Genomic DNA, 19,630 nt, shown 5'->3' with positions numbered 1-19,630 from the left:
GGCTATGTGCTTCGCACATACAGGCACGGCCTTCGGCCGCCAGGCAGGCGTGGCTTCGCCCGCCCTTCGCGGGCTTCGCCGCCAACGGCACGGCTTCGCCGCAAGGCTCGGCTTCGCCGCAAGGCACGGTTTTGCCGTTGACAACGATCTGCCGAATCGAATCCGGTCGGGCGGTCGGTCCCGTACTGAAGGATGTGACTTCGTGGTCATAGGGCAGCAGCTCGATCAGGGCTTGGCGGAAGCCGCCCGGGAGTGGATCAACGACGATGTTGATCCGGGGGCGCGGGACGAGCTCGCCGAGGTGCTGGCTGCGGCGGCCGAGGGAGACTCCGCTGCCGCTGATGAGCTCGCGCAGCGCATGTCCGGGCTGCCGACGTTCGGTACGGCGGGGCTGCGCGGCACCGTGCGGGCCGGGGCGAACGGCATGAATCGGGCGGTCGTCGTGCGCACCACGGCCGGCGTCGCCCAGTGGTTGACCGAGCAGGGCCACCGGGGCGGGATCGTCGTGGTGGGCCGGGACGCGCGGCACGGCTCGCGGGAATTCGCCGAGGACGCCGCCGGAGTGTTCGCGGCGGCCGGTTTCGACGTCCGGGTGCTGCCCGAGCCGCTGCCCACCCCCGTCCTCGCGCACTCGGCCCGCGCTCTCCACGCGGTCGCCGGGGTGCAGATCACCGCCTCGCACAATCCGCCGCAGGACAACGGTTACAAGCTGTACCTCGCAGGCGGCACCCAGCTGATCGGCCCGGCCGACACCGAGATCGAACAGCACATCCAGCGCACCCCCGCGGCGAACGCCGTGCCGCGGCAACGGACCTGGTCGGTCCACGAACGGGCGCTGGCGGACTACCTCGCTCCGGTCGCGACGCTGCCGCGCGGCGAAGCGCGGACCCTGCGGGTCGCCGCCACCGCCCTGCACGGAGTCGGCGCCGGTCCGCTGCGACGAGCGCTGGAGGCGGCCGGATTCACCGACGTGCACTGGGTCGCCGAGCAGTCCGAGCCGGACCCGGACTTCCCCACGGTCGGCTTCCCGAACCCGGAAGAGCCGGGAGCGACCGACCTGCTGCTGGCGTTGGCGGCGGACACCTCGGCCGACCTCGCGATCGCCTTGGACCCGGACGCGGACCGCTGCGCCCTCGGCATCCGCGAACCCGACGGCTGGCGAATGCTGCGCGGCGACGAGACCGGGGTGCTGCTCGGCGAGCACATCCTGTCGACGCTGGACCGTGCGACCGCGCCGGATGCGCTGGTGGCGACCACGATCGTCTCGGCCACCATGCTGCGCTCGATCGCGGCCCGGCACGGCGTCCGCTACGACGAGACGCTCACCGGGTTCAAATGGCTCGTCCGCTCCGGTGACGGCAGCGGAACGGGCTTGGTCTACGCCTACGAGGAGGCGCTGGGGCACTGCGTCGATCCGGATCGCGTCCGGGACAAGGACGGCATCTCGGCGGCGGTCCTGGCCTGCGACCTCGCGGCGACGCGCAAAGCACGCGGGAGCGGCTTGCCCGAGCTGCTCGACGAACTCTCCGCCGAACACGGCGTGCACCGCACCGGTCAGGTGTCGGTGCGGGTCACCGACCTCGGCGTGATCGCGGAAACGATGCGCCGGCTGCGCGCCGACCCGCCGAGCACGCTGATCGGAACTCCGGTGTCGGTCCAGGACCTGCTCCCGCAGACCGACGCCCTGCTGATCACCGCGGACGACGGCCTGCGCCTGGTGATCCGCCCGTCGGGCACCGAACCGAAGCTCAAGTGCTACTTCCAGGTCGTGGAACCCTCCGACCAGAACCTGACAGCGGCCGAGCAGCGCGCCGACGAACGCCTGGCCACCCTGGAAGCAGCGGTCTCGGACCTCGTCCGGCCCGCGTGAAGTCCGACCACCCGACCCCGAGCGGAGAGCACCGATGCCGAGGTTGCTGATCGTTCACCACACGCCGTCGCCGAACCTGCAAGCCATGTTCGAGGCCGTCGTGGCAGGAGCCACCACCGACGAGATCGAAGACGTCGAGGTCGTCCGACGAGCCGCGTTGGAGGCCACCGCCTCCGATGCGCTCAACGCGGACGGCTACGTCCTCGGCACACCGGCCAACCTCGGCATGATGAGCGGCGCCCTCAAGGTGTTCTTCGATCTCGCCTACTACCCGTGCCTGGACTCGACGCGCGGACGCCCCTACGGCCTGTACGTGCACGGCAACAACGACACCGCCGGAGCCACTCGCGGCATTGAATCCATCACCACGGGACTCGGCTGGGAGCAGGCGACGCGGAACGTCTCGGTGACCGGAGAGCCCGGCAAAGACGACCTGGAGGCGTGCTGGGAACTCGGCGCGACCGTCGCCGCGAGCCTGATGCCCTGATCAAACCGGCCGCTCATGTGAAATGCGACGACTCGGAAATAACAGCGGCACGAATCAATGGCGCCGCAATGGGCAGAGCGATCATGAGGCAACATCGCCCCCGCCCATGTTCGCTCCCGATCACCCGTCCGATAGCGAAGGAACTGTGCGGGCCGTCACGGCGGCCGCCTGGAGGCAGGTCGCGGAGCCCGCTGCGCACGTCCGCCCGCTCGACCCGGTCCGTTCCGCGCACCGGGAACCGAGTCCGGCGGTCGCCGCGAGGCCGGTCCCCCGACGTCCGAGTTCCGATCTTGCGCCCAACCGTCCGGTTACCCGCGCGATCTCTCTCCGGGAACGTCCGTGCGCGCGGATTTTCCCTCAACAGAGCCGAAACCGCCCCTGTTGATCTTGATCGAAGATCGACCGGTAAAGTGCTCAGGGCCGCCGGGACGCGCACCCGCGCGGCGAACGGGGCGCCCTGGATGACGGCCCGCCTTCCCTCAACTGTCGTGTCGAGTTCAGGGCGTCCCCCGCGCAACGCGAACCGGATCCGAGCGACCTCAACGCCGCGGTCCACGCAGCTCGCCGGATCCTGCCCTGACGCGGGACGACCTCTCACCGCAGGCGACATTCGACCAGGTCACCGGCCACGCGTTACCCTTTCACGGTGAGTGAGGAAACGATCGAACTCGAACTCGACGACTCCGGCGTCTCCATTGATCTTCCGAAGCCCGCCCACCCGCGGGACCAGGTCCATGGGGTGCCTTACCGGCCGGTCGAGTTCCGCGACGACGATCTGCCGACCGCATTGGAACGGTCCGCCCGCTGGCTGCGCGAAGCACAGTCCTGGTTGGGCGAGCCCGTAGATGTCATCGCAGTCCACTTGGACTACGACGACCGCAAAGGTGCGCCGTACTACGAATTGAAGTTGCTCTGCAACGAAGAAGACCTGGCCGGCGCGCCACTCGCCCTCCGTAAGCAGGAAACGGATCACGTCGAAGGCTGATCTCTGACGTCATCCGCCGACCGTGTGGCCCGTTCCTGCGGGAGCGGGCCACACCCCGGGAAAACTCAGCTCTCGCTGCGACGGCCCTTCCACGACACGGTTCCCCGCAGCACGCGGACCGCCCCGTCGAGCAGCACCCCGCCGAACAACGCCCCGGTGAACGGGGCCAGCGGCGCCAGCTGCGGTTCCGCCCGCATGTACCGCGCGGTGTGCGCGTGCGCGACGCCCTGCGCGGTCCAGCCGAGCACTCCGGCGGCCGCCAGCAGCGGCCGCCGCTGCCGCACCCCGGCCGCTACCGCGACCGGCGCGGCCAGTGACAGCGCGACCTGCCCGAGGCCTCCGCCCAGCAGCACCGGCACCGACTGCCCGGTACCCGCCACGAAGCTCTTCCGGAACGACGCCCAGCCCTGCGAGAACGGGTCCATGCCGGTGGTCGTCACATGATCCAGCCCGTCCACCATGCGAGTGGTACCGCCGTGGTCGCGCACCGCGGTGGCGACCGCGATGTCCTCGTTGCGCAATCCGGCCAGCGAGGTCCAGCCGCCGATCTTCTCGTAGTGCGAGCGGCGCAACAGGATGCAGTGCCCGATCGCGAACGCCTTGCTCCCGTTGCCGTCTGGGGCGGCGTTCTCCCCGATCATCTGCAGGCCGGGCGGCATCAGCAGCGGCCAAGCCGCCGAGCGGTCGGCCGGTGGCCCGCCAGGGGTGGAGACCAGGTCGGCGTCGACCTCGTCGGCCGTGGCCAGCAGCCGCGACAGCAGGTCGGGGGCGAGCACGGTGTCCGCGTCGACGAACAGCAGCCACTCCCCGGCTCCGGGCGGTCCGGCGGCCTCGACGCCGACGTGCATGGCGTGCACCTTGCCGGTCCAGCCGGGTGGCGGGCCATCGACCCGCACGGCCCGCACCCGGTCGTCGGCCGCCGCGTGGGCGCCCGCGATGTCGCCGGTTCCGTCGGTGGAGCCGTCGTCGACCACCACGACCCGCAACGCGGAGGGGTCACCGGCTCCGTAGGTCTGCGAGCGGATTCCGTGCAGGCAGTCGTCCAGTACCGCGGCCTCGTTGCGAGCCGGGACGACGACGGTGACCGCGGCCGGAATGACGCTGGTGGGCGGAGCCTCCTGCAGCGGTACGAGCGAACGAACCTGGCGAACCGTGCGGACGCTGCGGTAACTAGCCCCCGCGACCGCGCCACCGAGCAGGGCGGTCACGACGGCGGTTCTCCAAGAAGCCACCACCCCAGCCTGCCACGAATCGGGCGAAACACCCGAGATCGCGCGTGCGAACACCGCGGGAACATCCCGAGTCCGGCCGCGGTCGGCGAATTCGGGGGAAAGCTTTCCGCGGGCGGACCTCAGTCCTTGGGTTTTGCGGAGCGTTCCAGGAAATCGGCGACCTCGGCGATCTCCCGCCGGTCGCGGCCGACGTCGCGAACGAGGGCGAGCGCCTCGTCCTCGTCAGCCTCGATCCACCAGCCGTTGACGTCGCACATGGCGACCGCGGCGATCCAGCCGAGGCGCCAGTTGCCCTCCAGCAGCGGGCGGGTCCGCACCAGGGAGTCCAGCAGCGCGGCCGACTTCAGCCACAACGTCTCGTAGGCGGGCACCCCGAGCACCTCGGCGCGCGGCCGGTAGGCGGCCGAATCGAGCAGGCCGCTGTCCCGCACCACCAGGTCACCTCGCGTGACGGCGGTGGCGAGCAGCAGCAGATCGGAAGCGTCGAGGTATACGAGCACCGATCAATAATCGATCATGCGGGTCCGAGTTTGTCCAGCAATCCCCGGTAATGCGGCAGCACCCGCTGCATCACCTCGCCGAGCTGCTGATCCTTGCACTGCCGAGCCCACCGTTCGGCGAGCGCGGAACGCACGATCTCCTGCTTGGAGCGCCCCTCGGCGGCCGCGAGCTCCGCCAGCCGATCGCTCTCTTCGTCGGTCAGCCGCAGTGTCATCGCCATGGCCCGGATGGTATCTCCCTGATACCACCCGGACCAAGGTTCGTCTTGCCCTTTTCCGCAGCGTGGTAGCGGTACTACACGGCGCCGTATTCGCGGTCTCCCGCATCGCCGAGACCGGGCACGATGAAGCCGGATTCGTTGAGGCGCTCGTCGACGCTGGCCGTCACGACCCGCAGTGCCAGCCCCGAATCCTCCAGGTGCCGGATGCCTTCCGGGGCGGCGAGGGTGCAGATCGCGGTGACGTCGGTGGCGCCGCGTTCGACGAGCAGGTGGATCGTGTGCAGCATCGAGCCGCCGGTGGCCAGCATCGGATCCAGCACCAGCACCGGGAGCCCGGACAGGTCCTTCGGCAGCGACTCCAGGTACGGCGTCGGCAGCAGCGTCTCCTCGTCGCGGGCGAGCCCGACGAAGCCCATCTGCGCTTCCGGGATCAGCCGGTGCGCCTGGTCCGCCATGCCGAGCCCGGCGCGCAGCACCGGCACCAGCAGCGGCGGGTTCGCCAGCCGGTAGCCGGTGGTGCGGGCGACCGGCGTGTGGATGGGCGCTTCGGCGACTTCGGCGTCGCGGGTCGCCTCGTAGATCAGCATGAGGGTGAGTTCTTGCAGCGCTGCGCGGAACGCGGCGTTCTCCGTGCGCGCATCGCGCATGGTCGACAGCCTCGACTTCGCCAGCGGGTGGTCCACGACCCGAACGTCCATGGCCGAGCACACTAACCGGCACCGTCACCGCCCGGAGCAGCGGCGACCTGCCACTGTGCGCTGGATCCCGCCGACCACGGATCCAGGTCGACGCCTCCTTCGCCCGGTCCTACCGGTCGAAGGAGGCAGTCACCTCGTGACGTAAGTGGAGTCAATGGCGTCTTTGTTGCGGTGTGATCGGGCCACGGAGGCGTTGACCTCGGTCTCAGGGGTGCAGGACGACCTTGGTGTAGCCCTCGATGCGCTGGTCGAACTTGCTGTAGGCGTCGGGTGCTTCGGCCAGGGACAGTTCGTGGGAGACGACGAAGCTCGGCGACGCGCGGCCCGCGGTGATCATGTCGCGCAGCTGCCGGTTGTACCGCTTGACGTTGCACTGCCCGGTGCCGACGACCTGGCCCTTCTCGAACATCTTCCCGATGGCCACCAGCAACATGCCCTGCTTGGCGTTCTCGTCCGGCCCGCCGGGATCAGCCGGCACGTACAGGCCCGGTATGCCGAGCCGCCCCGTCGCCCGCACGGTGTGGATCAGCGAGTTCAGCACCACGGCCGGTTCCTCCGAGGAGGCGTCGCCGGTCTGCGCCTGATAGCCGACGGCGTCGATGCCCTTGTCCGTGCCGACTCCCTCGGTCCGGTCCTTGATCTGCTCCACCGGGTCGCCCGCGCTGAAGTCGATCGGGATGGCGCCGATCTGCTCGGCTTTGGCCAGCCGCTCCGGGATCCGGTCGACGCAGAACACCTGGGAGGCGCCGCGCAGCAACGCGGAGTACGCGGCCATCAGCCCGACCGGACCGGCCCCGTAGACCACGCACGTCTCCCCCGGCGACACCTGCGCGAGTTCGCAGCCGTGGTAGCCGGTCGGGAAGATGTCGGCGAGCAGCACGTAGTCCGTTTCCTTGCTGGAGTCGGGCGGCAGCACCAGGCAGTTGAAGTCCGCGAACGGCACGCGCAGGTACTCGGCCTGCCCGCCGGTGTAAGGCCCCATCGCGACGTAGCCGTAGGCGCCGCCCGCGAAGCCGGGGTTGACGGTGAGGCAGAACGCCGTGTCGCCCGCCATGCAGTTCATGCAGAACCCGCAGGCCACGTTGAACGGCATCACCACGCGGTCACCGCGGTTGAGGCCGACGACTCCGGCACCGACCTCGTCGACGATCCCGAGGTTCTCGTGCCCGAACACGATGCCGGGTTCGGCGGCGGTGCGACCTTCGTACATGTGCAGGTCGGAGCCGCAGATCGCGGTCGAGGTGACGCGCACGATCACGTCGTTGGGATGCTCGATCACCGGTCGGGCGACTTCGTCGACGGCGACCGCGAACGGCTCTCGGTAAACCACTGCCTTCATGGGAACCACCTCCGGAGGACCGGTGTCCGCCACGCGAACGCGCCGGGCAGACGCGCACGTGCCGATGTGCGCGTCGTTTCCGGACTACCCCGCACACCCGGACCTACAATCACTCATTCGAGTGGGCATGGGCCGACCTCGCCGATCGCCGCCGTCACCCGTGCGAAGGCATCGAGGGCAGCCGGTCGCTGACCTAGACTGCGCGCATGGTCGAACCACTGCCGACGTCGTCGTCAGGTGAGCAGCACGCGGGCTCGTTGCCGCCGGAGCTCGCCGAGGTCACCAGGGATGAGCGATCGCTGCGGCGGTTCCTGCACGGCCTCCCCGGTGTGGATCAGGTGGGGCTGGAGCAGCGGGCCGCCGGGCTCGCCACCCGCAGCATCAAGAAGGACGCGAAGTCCTGGGCGATCGACACCGCGATCGGCATGGTGGACCTGACCACGCTGGAAGGCGCCGACACCGAGGGCAAGGTCCGCGCGCTGGCGGCGAAGGCCCGCCGTCCCGACGCCGACTACCCGGACGTTCCGGCGGTCGCCGCGGTCTGCGTCTACCCGGATCTGGCGGCGACGGCCGCCGAGGCGCTGGCCGGTTCCGGGGTGGGCGTGGCCTCCGTCGCCACCGCGTTCCCGTCGGGCCGGTCTTCCCGGCAGGTCAAGCTCAGCGAAGTGGAGCTCGCGGTCTCCGCCGGAGCCTCCGATGTGGACATGGTGATCGACCGGGGCGCGTTCCTGTCCGGCCGCTACGGGCAGGTCTTCGAGGAGATCCGGGCCGTGAAGGCGGCCTGCGGCTCCGCGCACTTGAAGGTCATCCTGGAGACCGGTGAGCTCGCCACCTACGACAACGTGCGGCGGGCGTCGTGGCTGGCATTGCTGGCCGGCGGCGATTTCATCAAGACCTCCACCGGCAAGGTCTCCCCCGCCGCGACGCTGCCGGTGACGACGCTGATGCTGCAGACCGTGCGGGACTGGCGGGACCGCACCGGCGCGCCGCGCGGGGTGAAACCGGCCGGCGGCATCCGGACCACGAAGGACGCGATGCGCTACCTGGTCGCGGTGCACGAGGTGGCGGGGCCGGAGTGGCTGACTCCGGAGCTGTTCCGCTTCGGCGCGTCGAGCCTGCTGGGGGATCTGCTGATGCAACGACGAACGCAACGCACCGGCCACTACTCGGCCGCGGACTACGTGGCGGTGGACGCATGAGCTTCTGGGAGTACGCGCCCGCGCCGGAATCGGCGTCCGTGGCGAACCTGCACGACCGGTACCGGATGTTCGTCGACGGCGAGTTCGCCGACGGGTCCGGCGCCCCGCTCAAGTCGATCAACCCGGCGACCGGGGAACCGCTCGCCGAAGTCGCCACCGCCGCCGAGTCCGATGTGGACACCGCGGTGCGGGCGGCGCGCAACGCCTTCGAGCGGACGTGGGGGCCGATGCCCGGTTCCGAACGCGCCAAGTACCTGTTCCGCATCGCCCGGCTCATCCAGGAACGCGGCCGGGAACTGGCCGTGCTGGAGACCCTGGACAACGGCAAGCCCATCAAGGAGGCCCGCGACACCGACATCCCCACCGCCGCGGCGCACTTCTTCCACCACGCCGGGTGGGCCGACAAGCTCGGCTACGCCGGCTACGGCCCCGATCCGCGGCCGCTGGGCGTGGCCGCCGGGATCATCCCGTGGAACTTCCCGCTGCTCATGCTCGCGTGGAAGATCGCTCCGGCGCTGGCCTGCGGCAACACCATCGTGCTCAAGCCCGCGGAGACCACGCCGCTGACGGCGCTGGTGTTCGGCGAGCTGTGCCAGGAGGCCGGACTGCCGCCGGGCGTGGTGAACGTCCTGCCCGGCGCCGGAGACGTGGGGGCGCGGCTCGTCGCGCACCCGGACGTGGACAAGGTCGCGTTCACCGGTTCCACCGCCGTGGGCAAGGAAATCCAGCGCACCCTCGCGGGCACCGGCAAGAAGCTCACGCTGGAACTGGGCGGCAAGGCCGCGAACATCGTGTTCGACGACGCCCCGCTGGACCAGGCGGTGGAGGGCGTCGTCAACGGCATCTTCTTCAACCAGGGCCAGGTGTGCTGCGCCGGGTCTCGGCTGCTGGTGCAGGAATCCGTCGCGGACGAACTGCTCGGCAAGTTGCGCGCCCGGATGGAGACCTTGCGGGTGGGCGACCCGCTGGACAAGAACACCGATGTCGGCGCCATCAACTCCGCCGAGCAGCTCGCCCGCATCACCGAGCTCGTCGAAGCCGGGGAAGCCGAAGGGGCATCGCGCTGGAGCAGCTCGTGCCCGTTGCCGGAGCGAGGATTCTTCTTCTCCCCCACCGTGTTCGGCGAAGTGCAGCAGTCGATGCGCATCGCCCGGGAGGAGATCTTCGGCCCGGTCCTGTCGGTGCTGACCTTCCGCACCCCGGACGAGGCGATCAGCAAGGCCAACAACACTCCGTACGGCCTGTCCGCGGGCGTGTGGACGGAGAAGGGCTCCCGCATCCTGTGGGCCGCGCAGCAGCTGCGCGCCGGCGTGGTGTGGGCCAACACGTTCAACCGGTTCGACCCGACGGCGCCGTTCGGCGGCTACCAGGAGTCCGGGTTCGGCCGTGAGGGCGGCCGCGCAGGTCTGGAGGCATACCTTGACGTCTGAGCACAGCCCGCAGAACGGCCTCGCGCCGGACGACGCAACGCCGCCGAGCTCGGCGGCGGGCAACGGCGCCGCCCGCGAACGGGTTCCGGCGGGCCGGGTCGCGGTGGCCAAGACCTACAAGCTCTACGTCGGCGGCAAGTTCCCGCGTTCCGAGTCGGGCCGGGTGTACCCGGTGCACGCCGCGGACGGAACGCTGCTGGCGAACGCGGCACTGGCCTCCCGCAAGGACGTCCGGGACGCGGTCGCCGCCGCACGCAAGGCCTTTCCCGGCTGGTCCGGCGCCACCGCCTACAACCGCGGCCAAGTGCTGTTCCGCGTCGCCGAGGTGATGGAGGGCCGCCGCGCGCAGTTCGCGGCCGAGGTCGCCGCCGCCGAGGGGATCACCTCGGACGCGGCGTCGGCTCAGGTGGACGCGGCGATAGACCGGGTCGTGTGGTTCGCGGGCTGGACCGACAAGATCACCGGAGTGCTGGGCGCGGCGAATCCGGTGGCAGGGCCGTACTTCTCGTTCAGCGTGCCCGAGCCGACCGGTGTCGTCGGCGTCCTCGCGCCGCAGGACTCCTCGCTGCTGGGACTGGTGAGCGTGCTCGCCCCGGTGCTGGCGGCGGGCAACACCGGCGTGGTCGTGACGAGCGCGCAGCGCCCGCTGCCCGCGATCACGCTGTCCGAGGTGCTCGCGACCTCCGACGTGCCCGGCGGCGTGGTCAACCTGCTCACGGGCACGGCCGAAGAACTCGCGCCCCGGCTGGCTTCGCACGCCGACGTCAACGCCCTCGACCTCACCGGCGCCCCGCCCGAACTGCGCCCGGAACTGGAACGGGCCGCGGCGGACACCGTCACGCGCGTGCTGCGTCCCGGCCGCACCGAACCCGACTGGACCGCCGCCCCCGGCCTGGAGCGCCTCCGCGCCTACACCGAACTCAAAACCGTCTGGCACCCCATCGGCACCTGAGCGCATCGCTCGATCGTGCGGACCGCGTTCGCGGTGGAATACACCTTTGGAGCATCCTCCGGCCAAGGCCGGATGGCGATCGCCCCACCGGCCCCTGAACGCGAACCGCCCACCTGCTGCGATTCAGGTGGGCGGTGATTCGGGGAAGCGGCCCGGCGGGCGGACCGCGCCGGCGTCACCGGCGGTCCGCGCCTCCCGACCGGCGCGCGGACCGCCGGCGGCGTCAGCGGATCTGCCAGTCCAACCTGCCGTCCTCGGTGACCGTCGGGTGGCTGTGCCCGGCGGAGGCGCCCTCGGTCAACGACCGGTGCACGTCGGTGAGCATCGCCGAAATGCTGCGCCACTCCGGACGTTGCACCTGCCCGGCCTCTTGCTCCCACTCCAGCACGCACCCGCGCATCGGTCCCGGCCGCAGGTCCACCACCAGCTCATCGGCGAACCCGTCCCCGGCGATGGGAATCCACGCCGGGTGATAACTCGACCCCGGCGAGCCCGCGTAGTAGTCGCACGCGGGACGTTCCCACTGCGCCGCCCAGATCTTGCGGTGCCCGCTCCACACTTCCCACGCGCGCTGCGCGCTGTAGGGCGTGTAGAACGGCGGCAGCACATCGGCGAGGACGTCACCGTCGGTGCCGCCACAGCTGGTCCACCACTCCCGCAGCTCCTCCGGCAACCGGATCTCGAATTCCGTTTCCAGCTCGGCGAAATCCGGTGGCGCGGAAGGCGGAAGCAGGGCCGCTGCGGTCACCGGGGCGTGCTCACCCAACCAAAGCACGATTCTCGTCCACAGCTCCGTGACATCCATTCGCATCATGATCGACGGGGCGACGGGGCGCCGGTACCGCCAACCGTGACCGCGCCGCTTCTCACCTCGGACGACCGTGGCGACCCCAGTGGTTGCGAACCGGCTCGACAAGGTCGATACGGTAGGCAGCCCGACCGGACGGCAGGCGTGCGTCGGGCAACCCGTAGGCTTCGCGGACGTCTGGTTCGGCGACCGGAGGTAGGAAGATGGCGCAGGACATCGTCCCCATCGAACTGGGGCTACCACAAGGTGACGTGGTCACCTTGTGGGCACCGCGATGGCGGGAGGACGGCGAGGACTGGGAGGCCTTCCTCGGCCACGAGGAGGACCTCTACGCGTTCCCCGACGCCGCGAGGCTCGCCGCGTTCGTGCGCACCGCACGCGAACACGACCTCGACGATCACCCCGCCTGGCACGTGGTTCCCGCGTTGTCGGCGGTCGAGCTGAATCCGGACGAGGATCACCAGTTCGACCTGGTGGGCGTGCCCGAGCTGGTGGCCGAGACGCCGGACGTCTGGGCGATCAACGAGCTGCACGACATCGTGGAGATCGCGCGCTCGCTGGCCGACGTGTGCGAACTGGACACCGTGCACGAGGTCCTCGACGCGGCGGACGGCTTCAGCCTGCTCGACCAGGGCACCCTCGTGTTCACCGGCAAGGACGGGCAGAAGCGCTGGTCCGAGCTGTGCGCCGTGGTCGCCGAGCGCTGGGACGAGCTGCTCGACGCGCTCGACTCCGTCGTGAGCACTCCGGAGGTGCCCGCGGACGCCGTGGCCACCGCGGAGACCGAGCTCGCCGAGGCCCTGGAGCACGACGAGGCCGAACAGACCGACTCCGAGTCCGATGTGGACCCGGTGGACGAGGAATCCGAGCCCGGCTTCTGGGGCGAGATCGGCATCGACCCGATCCGGATCATCACAGGTCAGGGCGAGTTCTACTCGCTGCGCTGCTACCTCGACGACGACCCGGTGTTCCTCGGTTCCGACGGGCGCATCGACGTGTTCGGCTCGCCGCGCGCGCTCGCCCGGTTCCTCGCCGAGGGCGAGGCGTTGGAGGACAACGACCTGGCGCGAGTAGCGACCTGGCCGCAGGTGACGCAGCGGGCGACCGGCGGTGAGCTGGAGATCGAGGTCGACCCGGACAACAGCTACGCGTTCACCGGGCTGGACGACGACCTCGCAGCCGGACCGTCCGAAGTGGACCCGAATCAGCTGGATCTGGCCGAGGAACTGCTGCTGGACGCCGCCGCCTGGGCCGACGACAAGACCGTGGACGAGGCGCTGCAGCCTTCGGAGCGGCTCGGCTGGCTGGTGTCGTTCGTGCTGCGTCCCAGCCCGAACCGGTTGCCCCCGAGCCCGCCGTTCGACGCGGAGGTCGCGGCCTGGCGGGAACTCGTCACGCAGTTCGAGGACCAGCGCCTGCGCAAGCACTGACCGGCAACGTGAACGGGCCGCCCGACGATTCGGGCGGCCCGTTTCGCTTGCGCGGAACCTGCGATCAGCCCATCAGGGTCGCGTAGCCGGGCTTGATCGCGTCGTTGATGATCGCCAGGCGATCGTCGAAGCCGAGGAACGAGGACTTCATCGCGTTCACCGTGAACCACTGCATGTCCGCCCAGCCGTAACCGAACGTCTCGTGCAGCGCGGCGAACTCGCTGGACATCGTGCAGTGGCTCATCAAGCGGTTGTCGGTGTTCACCGTGACGCGGAACCGCAGCCGGCTCAGCAGTCCGATCGGGTGGTCGGCGAGCGAGGCCGCGGCACCGGTCTGCAAGTTCGACGACGGGCACATCTCCAGCGGGATGCGCCGATCCCGCACGTAGGACGCCAACCTGCCCAGGCGCACCTCGCCGTCGTCGTCGACCTTGATGTCGTCGACGATCCGCACGCCGTGCCCGAGCCGCTCCGCGCCGCAGTGCTGGATGGCCTCCCAGATGGACGGCAACCCGAACGCCTCACCTGCGTGGACGGTGAAGTGCGCGTTCTGCTGGCGCAGGTATTCGAAGGCGTCCAGGTTGCGGGTGGGCGGGAATCCGGCCTCCGGACCCGCGATGTCGAAACCCACCACCTCGGCGTCCCGATAGCGCACCGCGAGTTCCGCGATTTCCGCGGAACGCGCGTTCTGCCGCATCGCGCAGAGCAATGTTCCGATCCGGATAAGTTTTCCTTGCGATTCCGCACGGCGTTCACCTTCGCGGAATCCCTCCTGTACGGATTCCACGATCTCCGACAGGCTCAATCCGCCGTCCTGGAACAACTCCGGCGCGTAGCGAACCTCGGCGTAGACCACCCCATCGGCCGCCAGGTCCTCGACACATTCGGCGGATACCCGACGTAGCGCCTCCGCGGTCTGCATCACGGCCACGGTGTGCGCGAACGTCTCCAGGTACCGCTCCAACGAGCCCGAGTCCGCCGCTTCCCGAAACCACGAACCGAGCGTTTCCGCGTCCTGGTGCGGCAGCCCCGCGTAACCGACTTCGGCGGCCAGGTCGATGACCGTCTGCGGCCGCAGGCCACCGTCGAGGTGGTCGTGCAGCAGGACTTTGGGGGCCAGTCGGATCGTGTCCAAGCTCACCGGTGTTGACATGGCACTACGTTACAACCCGGCTACGGACGCTTCGCGCGGGCTGCGGCGGCCGAAAAACCACCCGAATGCACGTACCCGCAGAAGTCACCCGGATAGCCTAAGCGCAACCCTGGCGCCCTATTGACATACACGAACACTGGGCTGAACGGCCTAGTTCTCGACCATCATTCAGAGTGACGGATCCCGATGCGCTAACTCAATGTATCCGGGGGCGGCTGGGAACGCGGGAATCGAGTAGCTACGCTCCATTAGTCCTCACCTGCCCCTCGACGAAGGACGTCCGAGCCGTGAACGAGAACATGTCCTTCGACCGCATGCGGAACATGCTCACGCGTGCGGCCGAAATCCGCGAGAGCGAGCAGCAGCAGATTTTCGACGCACTCGACGAGATCCACGCCCGGATGTCCCCGCTCGAATCGCTGGGCTCCGTCCGCAAGCGGCTGTCCGAGCTCCCCGACCGCACCGAGCTCGGCGTGCTGACCGAGCGCGTCGACGAAGCGCTCTCCAAGATCGACGCCCAAGACGGGGTCATCGGCGACGTCAAGCTCGCCGTGGACGGCCTGTTCGACAAGCTCGCCAAGCCGTTCGCGCAGCTCGACGGCCGGCTCGACGGCGTCTCCGGACGCTTCGACGGCGTCGCGGGCCGGATGGACGGGTTGGAGGACAAGCTCGCCCACATCCACAAGCGCCTCGACGAGCTCGGCGGCCACCTCGACAAGCAGGACACCCGCCTGGAAGCGATTCCGGGTTCGGTGACCGGTCAGGTCCGCGAGCGCATCGACGGCCTGGAGACCAGCCTGCGCGGCCGGTTCGCCGAGATCGACGAGGGCGTGCACGAGCACCTCGACGGCACCCGCGAATCCCTGCAGCGCGCGGTCACCGAGACCGGCAGCGGCGTGCAGGGCGCGCTCACCGAAGCCGTCTCCGGCAGCCGCGACCAGCTGCAGACCGGCCTCGACGCGCTCGCCGAGCGTCCCGCGGTGGACCCGACGGAGAAGCTGGACAAGCTGGCCGAGCGGCTGGAGCAGCTCACCGAGCGGCTCGACCGCGTGTCCGGCCGGTTGGACAACGTCGAGGACAACGTGCACACCCGCATCGAGGCGGTCGAGCAGGGCGTCAGCACCCGGCTCGACACCGTCGAAGAGGGCGTCAAGTCCGGCCTCGGCGAGCTCGGCGGCACGCTGGCGCAGAACCTGTCGCAGATCAGCGGCACCCTCGCCTCGCGGCCGGACTCCGACGCGGTGGACACGATGGTCCGCCAGGCCAACGAGGAGACCGAGCGGCGGCACGCCGGTCAGCTGGACGAGGCCATGGCCACGTTCGCGGAGCTGATCCTCGGTGGCAGCGGGCCGTCCAGCCCGCCGCCGCCCACCACGCTGCCCCGCCAGCAGCGCAACAACCGTGGTCGCTCGAAGAGCGCCAAGCGCGACGGTGACGCCAAGGCACTGGGCTCGGACGACTCCTCCGACGAGGGTTACGCCGCCGAGAGCGCCTGACCTCCCAGCACCGGCCAGGGCCGCGGTTCCTCCGGGAACCGCGGCCCTGTCGCATTTCCGATGCCGCCAGGAGGCTTGTCCGGGAGTGAACGGACCGTTCGTCCAGTCTCGTTGGATGAACGGTCCGTTCACTCATTTCGATCAGCCGTCGCCCCCGCGGGTTCGGGTTCAGAGTGAACGGACCGTTCGTCCGACTAGATGGGACGAACAGTCCGTTCACTCATCTCCGGGGTGGACGTCGCTCGCGGGTGTCGGTGGAGTGAACGGACCGTTCGTCCAGTCCGGTTGGACGAACGGTCCGTTCACTCGCCCCGCACTGCAGGCCGGTCAGGGGCGGATCGTGTCGAGGATCAGCGGGGTTCGAGCGGGGGCCTCAGAGGTGATCGTGACGGTTTCCGCCAGGGCCTCGCGGGCGGCGGGGAGCTTGTCGGGGGTGTCGGTGTGGAGTTCGAGCAGCGGGGCGCCCTCGGTGACCTGGTCGCCCGGTTTCGCCAGGCAGCGGATGCCTGCGGCGTGCTGCACGGCGTCCTCCTTGCGGGCGCGGCCCGCGCCCAGCCGCCATGCGGCGAGCCCCACCGCATAGGCGTCCAAAGTAGACAGAATTCCGGTCGCCGGGGCCTCGAAGGTCTCGACGTGCGCGGCCGTGGGCAGTTCCGCGTCCGGATCACCGCCCTGGGCGCCGATCATCGCGCGCCAGGAGTCGAAGGCCCTCCCCGATGACAGCACCTCCGCCGGGTCCACATCGGACAGACCTGCGTGGGTGAGCATTTCCCGCGCCAGTGCCAGCGTCAGCTCGACCACGTCCGCCGGGCCGCCGCCCTGCAGCACCTCGACGGACTCGGCCACCTCCAGCGCATTGCCCACGGCGACGCCCAGCGGCACCGACATGTCGGTGAGCAGTGCGCTCGCTCGGACGCCGTGCGCGGTGCCGATCGAGACCAGCTCATCGGCCAGCGCCCGCGCCTGATCCAGGTCCTTCATGAACGCGCCGGAACCGCATTTCACGTCGAGCACCAGGGATTCGGCGCCCTCCGCGATCTTCTTGCTCATGATCGAGCTGGCGATCAACGGGATGGACTCGACGGTGCCGGTGACGTCGCGCAGCGCGTAGAGCTTGCGGTCGGCGGGCGCGATGCCCTCGGTGGCCGCGCACACCACGGCGCCGATCTCGGTGAGTTGAGCGCGGATCTCGGCCGCCGACAGCCGTGCGTTCCAACCGGGAACGGACTCCAGCTTGTCCAGCGTGCCGCCGGTGTGCCCGAGTCCACGGCCGGACAGCTGCGGCACCGCCGCTCCGCACGCCGCGACCAGCGGAGTGAGCGGCAAAGTGATCTTGTCGCCGACCCCGCCGGTCGAGTGCTTGTCCACTGTGGAGCGCGGGACGCCTGCGAGGTCGAGCCGCTCGCCGGAGCCGATCATCGCCGCGGTCCAGCGGGCCGTCTCGGCGCGATCCATGCCGCGCAGCAGAACCGCCATCGCCAGCGCCGCCATCTGCTCCTCGGCCACCTCGCCGCGAGTGTAGGCGTCGACCACCCAGTCGATCTGCTCGTCGTCGAGACGGTCGCCGTCGCGCTTCGCGCGGATCACGTCGATCACCGAGTGCGCCATCAGACGATCCCCTCACCATCCCCGGCCCGGCGCCGGGTGCTGCCGGCGATGAGATCACCTCGCGCCCCGGATTGTCGCCCGCGGCGAGAACGCGCCGCGGTGCCGAGCCCGTGCGGGATGGCTTCGATCCGCGCCCTGCCGGCGGCGAAGCGACCACCCGCGCGGCGCGAGGTCCCCCGAACACCTGCGCGCGCTCGCAGCGGAATCCCTCAGAGCTCGAACGCGTCCGGGAGGACCTCCCGCATCCGGGCGATGCCGCGCGGGGTGTCGACCTGGCAGTCGGGGCCGCCGAGCTCGTACAGCAGCTGACGACATCGCCCGCACGGCATGAGCAGCTCACCTTGACCGCTGCGGCAGGCCACGGCGACGAACCTGCCGCCGCCGGTGAGCCGCAGCTGCCCCGCCATCGTGCACTCGGCGCACAGCGTCACCCCGTAAGAGCCGTTCTCGACGTTGCAGCCGACGACCAGTCGCCCGTCGTCGCAGATCGCCGCCGCGCCCACTTGGAGCTTCGAGTAGGGGCAGTACGCCTTCGCCGCGACCTCCACGGCCGCCGCACGCAGCGCCTCCCAGTTCACCGTCTCCATGCCGCTCCCGCCCTCGTCCGATCTCCCCCATGAATGTCGCACCTGCCCGGCCACCGACGGGCGGGAGCCCCGCGACGCGACCTCCGCCCGGCTCCTCGCCGACGCAGACGCCCGCGAAGGGCGGCGAAGCCGTGCCTTGCGGCGAAGCGACCCCGCCGCCTGGTCGATCACGTCACCACCGCCCGTCGAGCCGGCCCTGCGGCACCGCAGCCGCGCCGGCTCCGGGTGCTCGGGCGCACCGGCGGCGGCATCGAGCTCCTTCGTCTCCGCCAAGCCCAGGTCGGCCTTCGCCCGCTCCAGCCCGGTGGCGGTGGCGTCGTTGGCGAAAAAGCCTCGCCGCGCACTTCCGACGGCCCGATCTCCGGCTCCCGTTCGGGAAGGATTCCGGGCAGCCTGCCGAGGCCCGCCTCCGCGCGGTGTGATTTCCACTTGGAATCGGCCGATCCGATACGCGGCTCACGTCCGGTGACGTGACTCTCGAAATTAAGTCTTGACGCTGCTGCTTTCGCATTGCCTTGTGTCACGAGTTGATTTCTACATCGATCCACCAGGCTGGGGCCTTTGTCTGGTCGATCACACAGAGCACAGGCGAGTAGGCCGCAAGGATGGCGCGGGTCTAGCATCCGAGAAGTCCAGGCCCTAGTTCAGGTGGCCGGTGACGGGCGTACGAATGTTGACGACTCGGACCGGTCGTCACGTTCCCGAACGGGTCGTCAGTCCACCAGCGACGTTGGAGGCCTTCCACCATGGCCAGCACCACCGCCTCCGCGGCGGAGGCCCCCCAGCGCGAGGGCAATCCTCGTGCCAAGGGAACCCTCTACCGCGGTGATTTGGGCATGTGGTCGTGGGTAGCGCACCGCATCACGGGCGTGCTCACATTCTTCTTCCTGTTCGTGCACGTGTTGGACACCGCTCTCGTGCGGGTATCGCCCGAGGCGTACGACACGGTCATCGAAACCTACAAAAGCCCGATCATGATCCTGTTCGAACTGGGTCTGCTCGCGGCGGTGCTGTTCCACGCGTTCAACGGCATCCGCGTCATGCTGGTCGACTTCTGGGCGAACGGGCCGAAATACCAGAAGCCGATGCTCTGGACCGTTCTGGTGGTCTGGCTGGTGCTCATCGTTCCCGCCGCCATCAGCATGCTCACGCGCGCCGTCACGGAACTGTTCGGGGGGCACTGACCCATGACCACCATTGACGCGCCGCTGTCGGTCGACAAACCGCGGTCCCCGAAGCGCCCGGCCGCCCGCCGCAGCAACTTCGAGCTCTACAGCTGGCTGTTCATGCGCCTGTCGGGCGTGTTGCTGCTGTTCCTGGTCCTCGGGCACATGCTGATCATGCTGTTCCTGGACGGCGGGGTGCACCGGATCAACTTCGCGTTCGTCGCGGGGCGCTGGGCCTCCCCGTTCTGGCAGCTGTGGGACCTCACGATGTTGTGGCTGGCCAGCCTGCACGGCGGCAACGGGCTTCGCACCGTGATCAACGACTACTCCCGCAAGGACGCCACCCGGTTCTGGCTGAAGATGCTGCTGTACGTCTCGGTCCTGATCACGGTCGTGCTGGGCACCTTCGTGCTCTTCACCTTCGACCCGAACATCGGCTGAGCACACAGCGCAGGCTTCGAGGCCCCGC

At 69.8% G+C, this 19,630-nt stretch carries 19 protein-coding genes; 10 read left to right on the top strand and 9 right to left on the bottom strand.

Features of this window, described 5'->3' with window-relative positions; genetic code table 11:
- The first annotated feature begins 208 nt into the window (after positions 1–208).
- From H2Q94_RS03680 to H2Q94_RS03670, 3 genes are all read left to right on the top strand, one after another.
- Positions 209–1,870, top strand: coding sequence for a phospho-sugar mutase (locus tag H2Q94_RS03680; RefSeq protein ID WP_243795507.1), 1,662 nt, complete (start codon positions 209–211; stop codon positions 1,868–1,870).
- Positions 1,871–1,904: 34 nt separating this feature from the next.
- Positions 1,905–2,357: a flavodoxin family protein gene (locus H2Q94_RS03675; RefSeq protein WP_243792006.1), complete on the top strand. Its 453-nt coding sequence runs from the start codon at positions 1,905–1,907 to the stop codon at positions 2,355–2,357.
- 646 nt (positions 2,358–3,003) lie between these two features.
- Positions 3,004–3,342 carry a hypothetical protein gene (locus H2Q94_RS03670; RefSeq protein WP_243792004.1) on the top strand — a complete coding sequence of 113 codons (339 nt, stop codon included), beginning with the start codon at positions 3,004–3,006 and terminating at the stop codon, positions 3,340–3,342.
- 65 nt (positions 3,343–3,407) lie between these two features.
- Here the strand turns inward: H2Q94_RS03670 and H2Q94_RS03665 are convergent, their stop codons facing one another.
- The 5 genes from H2Q94_RS03665 to H2Q94_RS03645 form a co-directional block, all read right to left on the bottom strand.
- On the bottom strand, positions 3,408–4,574 hold the full coding sequence (locus H2Q94_RS03665; protein WP_243792002.1) for a glycosyltransferase family 2 protein: 1,167 nt from the start codon (positions 4,572–4,574) through the stop codon (positions 3,408–3,410).
- A gap of 119 nt (positions 4,575–4,693) precedes the next feature.
- On the bottom strand, positions 4,694–5,074 hold the full coding sequence (locus tag H2Q94_RS03660; RefSeq protein ID WP_243792000.1) for a type II toxin-antitoxin system death-on-curing family toxin: 381 nt from the start codon (positions 5,072–5,074) through the stop codon (positions 4,694–4,696).
- A 14-nt stretch (positions 5,075–5,088) separates the two neighbouring features.
- On the bottom strand, positions 5,089–5,295 hold the full coding sequence (locus tag H2Q94_RS03655; RefSeq protein ID WP_184482531.1) for a ribbon-helix-helix domain-containing protein: 207 nt from the start codon (positions 5,293–5,295) through the stop codon (positions 5,089–5,091).
- A 74-nt stretch (positions 5,296–5,369) separates the two neighbouring features.
- On the bottom strand, positions 5,370–5,993 hold the full coding sequence (upp, locus tag H2Q94_RS03650; RefSeq protein WP_243791998.1) for a uracil phosphoribosyltransferase: 624 nt from the start codon (positions 5,991–5,993) through the stop codon (positions 5,370–5,372).
- A 205-nt stretch (positions 5,994–6,198) separates the two neighbouring features.
- Positions 6,199–7,332: a glutathione-independent formaldehyde dehydrogenase gene (locus H2Q94_RS03645; protein ID WP_243791996.1), complete on the bottom strand. Its 1,134-nt coding sequence runs from the start codon at positions 7,330–7,332 to the stop codon at positions 6,199–6,201.
- 206 nt (positions 7,333–7,538) lie between these two features.
- Between H2Q94_RS03645 and deoC the strand changes: the two genes are divergently transcribed.
- The 3 genes from deoC to H2Q94_RS03630 all read left to right on the top strand — a co-directional run bounded on the left by deoC (position 7,539) and on the right by H2Q94_RS03630 (position 10,913).
- Positions 7,539–8,531: a deoxyribose-phosphate aldolase gene (deoC, locus tag H2Q94_RS03640; protein WP_243791994.1), complete on the top strand. Its 993-nt coding sequence runs from the start codon at positions 7,539–7,541 to the stop codon at positions 8,529–8,531.
- A complete protein-coding gene (locus tag H2Q94_RS03635) occupies positions 8,528–9,961 on the top strand; it encodes an aldehyde dehydrogenase family protein (RefSeq protein ID WP_243791993.1) in 1,434 nt (477 codons plus the stop codon). The genes deoC and H2Q94_RS03635 overlap by 4 nt, the downstream gene beginning before the upstream one ends.
- Positions 9,962–10,064: 103 nt before the next feature.
- Positions 10,065–10,913: an aldehyde dehydrogenase family protein gene (locus H2Q94_RS03630; RefSeq protein ID WP_243795506.1), complete on the top strand. Its 849-nt coding sequence runs from the start codon at positions 10,065–10,067 to the stop codon at positions 10,911–10,913.
- A gap of 223 nt (positions 10,914–11,136) precedes the next feature.
- Here H2Q94_RS03630 and H2Q94_RS03625 read toward each other — a convergent pair whose 3' ends face one another.
- Complete coding sequence (locus H2Q94_RS03625) at positions 11,137–11,688, bottom strand: SMI1/KNR4 family protein (RefSeq protein ID WP_243795504.1); 552 nt, start codon at positions 11,686–11,688, stop codon at positions 11,137–11,139.
- Positions 11,689–11,924: 236 nt separating this feature from the next.
- Here H2Q94_RS03625 and H2Q94_RS03620 point away from each other — a divergent pair, with 236 nt between their 5' ends.
- Positions 11,925–13,151 carry a primosomal protein gene (locus H2Q94_RS03620; protein ID WP_243791992.1) on the top strand — a complete coding sequence of 409 codons (1,227 nt, stop codon included), beginning with the start codon at positions 11,925–11,927 and terminating at the stop codon, positions 13,149–13,151.
- Between the two features lie 64 nt (positions 13,152–13,215).
- On the opposite strand, the gene H2Q94_RS03615 is transcribed toward H2Q94_RS03620, so the two are convergent.
- Entirely contained in the window at positions 13,216–14,304 is a 1,089-nt protein-coding gene (locus tag H2Q94_RS03615; RefSeq protein ID WP_243791991.1) for an adenosine deaminase, read from the bottom strand.
- A 287-nt stretch (positions 14,305–14,591) separates the two neighbouring features.
- On the opposite strand from H2Q94_RS03615, the gene H2Q94_RS03610 reads away from it, so the two are divergent.
- Positions 14,592–15,800: an apolipoprotein A1/A4/E family protein gene (locus tag H2Q94_RS03610; protein ID WP_243791990.1), complete on the top strand. Its 1,209-nt coding sequence runs from the start codon at positions 14,592–14,594 to the stop codon at positions 15,798–15,800.
- Between the two features lie 327 nt (positions 15,801–16,127).
- On the opposite strand, the gene H2Q94_RS03605 is transcribed toward H2Q94_RS03610, so the two are convergent.
- Complete coding sequence (locus H2Q94_RS03605) at positions 16,128–17,411, bottom strand: thymidine phosphorylase (protein WP_243795503.1); 1,284 nt, start codon at positions 17,409–17,411, stop codon at positions 16,128–16,130.
- Positions 17,412–17,617: 206 nt separating this feature from the next.
- The gene (locus H2Q94_RS03600; RefSeq protein ID WP_243791989.1) at positions 17,618–17,995 is read right to left on the bottom strand and encodes a cytidine deaminase; all 378 of its coding nucleotides are present in this window, start codon (positions 17,993–17,995) and stop codon (positions 17,618–17,620) included.
- 746 nt (positions 17,996–18,741) lie between these two features.
- Here H2Q94_RS03600 and sdhC point away from each other — a divergent pair.
- Together sdhC and H2Q94_RS03590 are read left to right on the top strand one after the other, a co-directional pair.
- The gene (gene sdhC, locus H2Q94_RS03595; protein ID WP_243791988.1) at positions 18,742–19,179 is read left to right on the top strand and encodes a succinate dehydrogenase, cytochrome b556 subunit; all 438 of its coding nucleotides are present in this window, start codon (positions 18,742–18,744) and stop codon (positions 19,177–19,179) included.
- 3 nt (positions 19,180–19,182) lie between these two features.
- Complete coding sequence (locus tag H2Q94_RS03590; RefSeq protein WP_243791987.1) at positions 19,183–19,602, top strand: succinate dehydrogenase hydrophobic membrane anchor subunit; 420 nt, start codon at positions 19,183–19,185, stop codon at positions 19,600–19,602.
- Positions 19,603–19,630 lie beyond the last annotated feature (28 nt).

The organism is Saccharopolyspora gloriosae (genome assembly GCF_022828475.1).
Taxonomy (GTDB): Bacteria; Actinomycetota; Actinomycetes; order Mycobacteriales; family Pseudonocardiaceae; genus Saccharopolyspora_C; species Saccharopolyspora_C gloriosae_A.
This window is presented reverse-complemented; position numbering and strand designations above follow the sequence as displayed.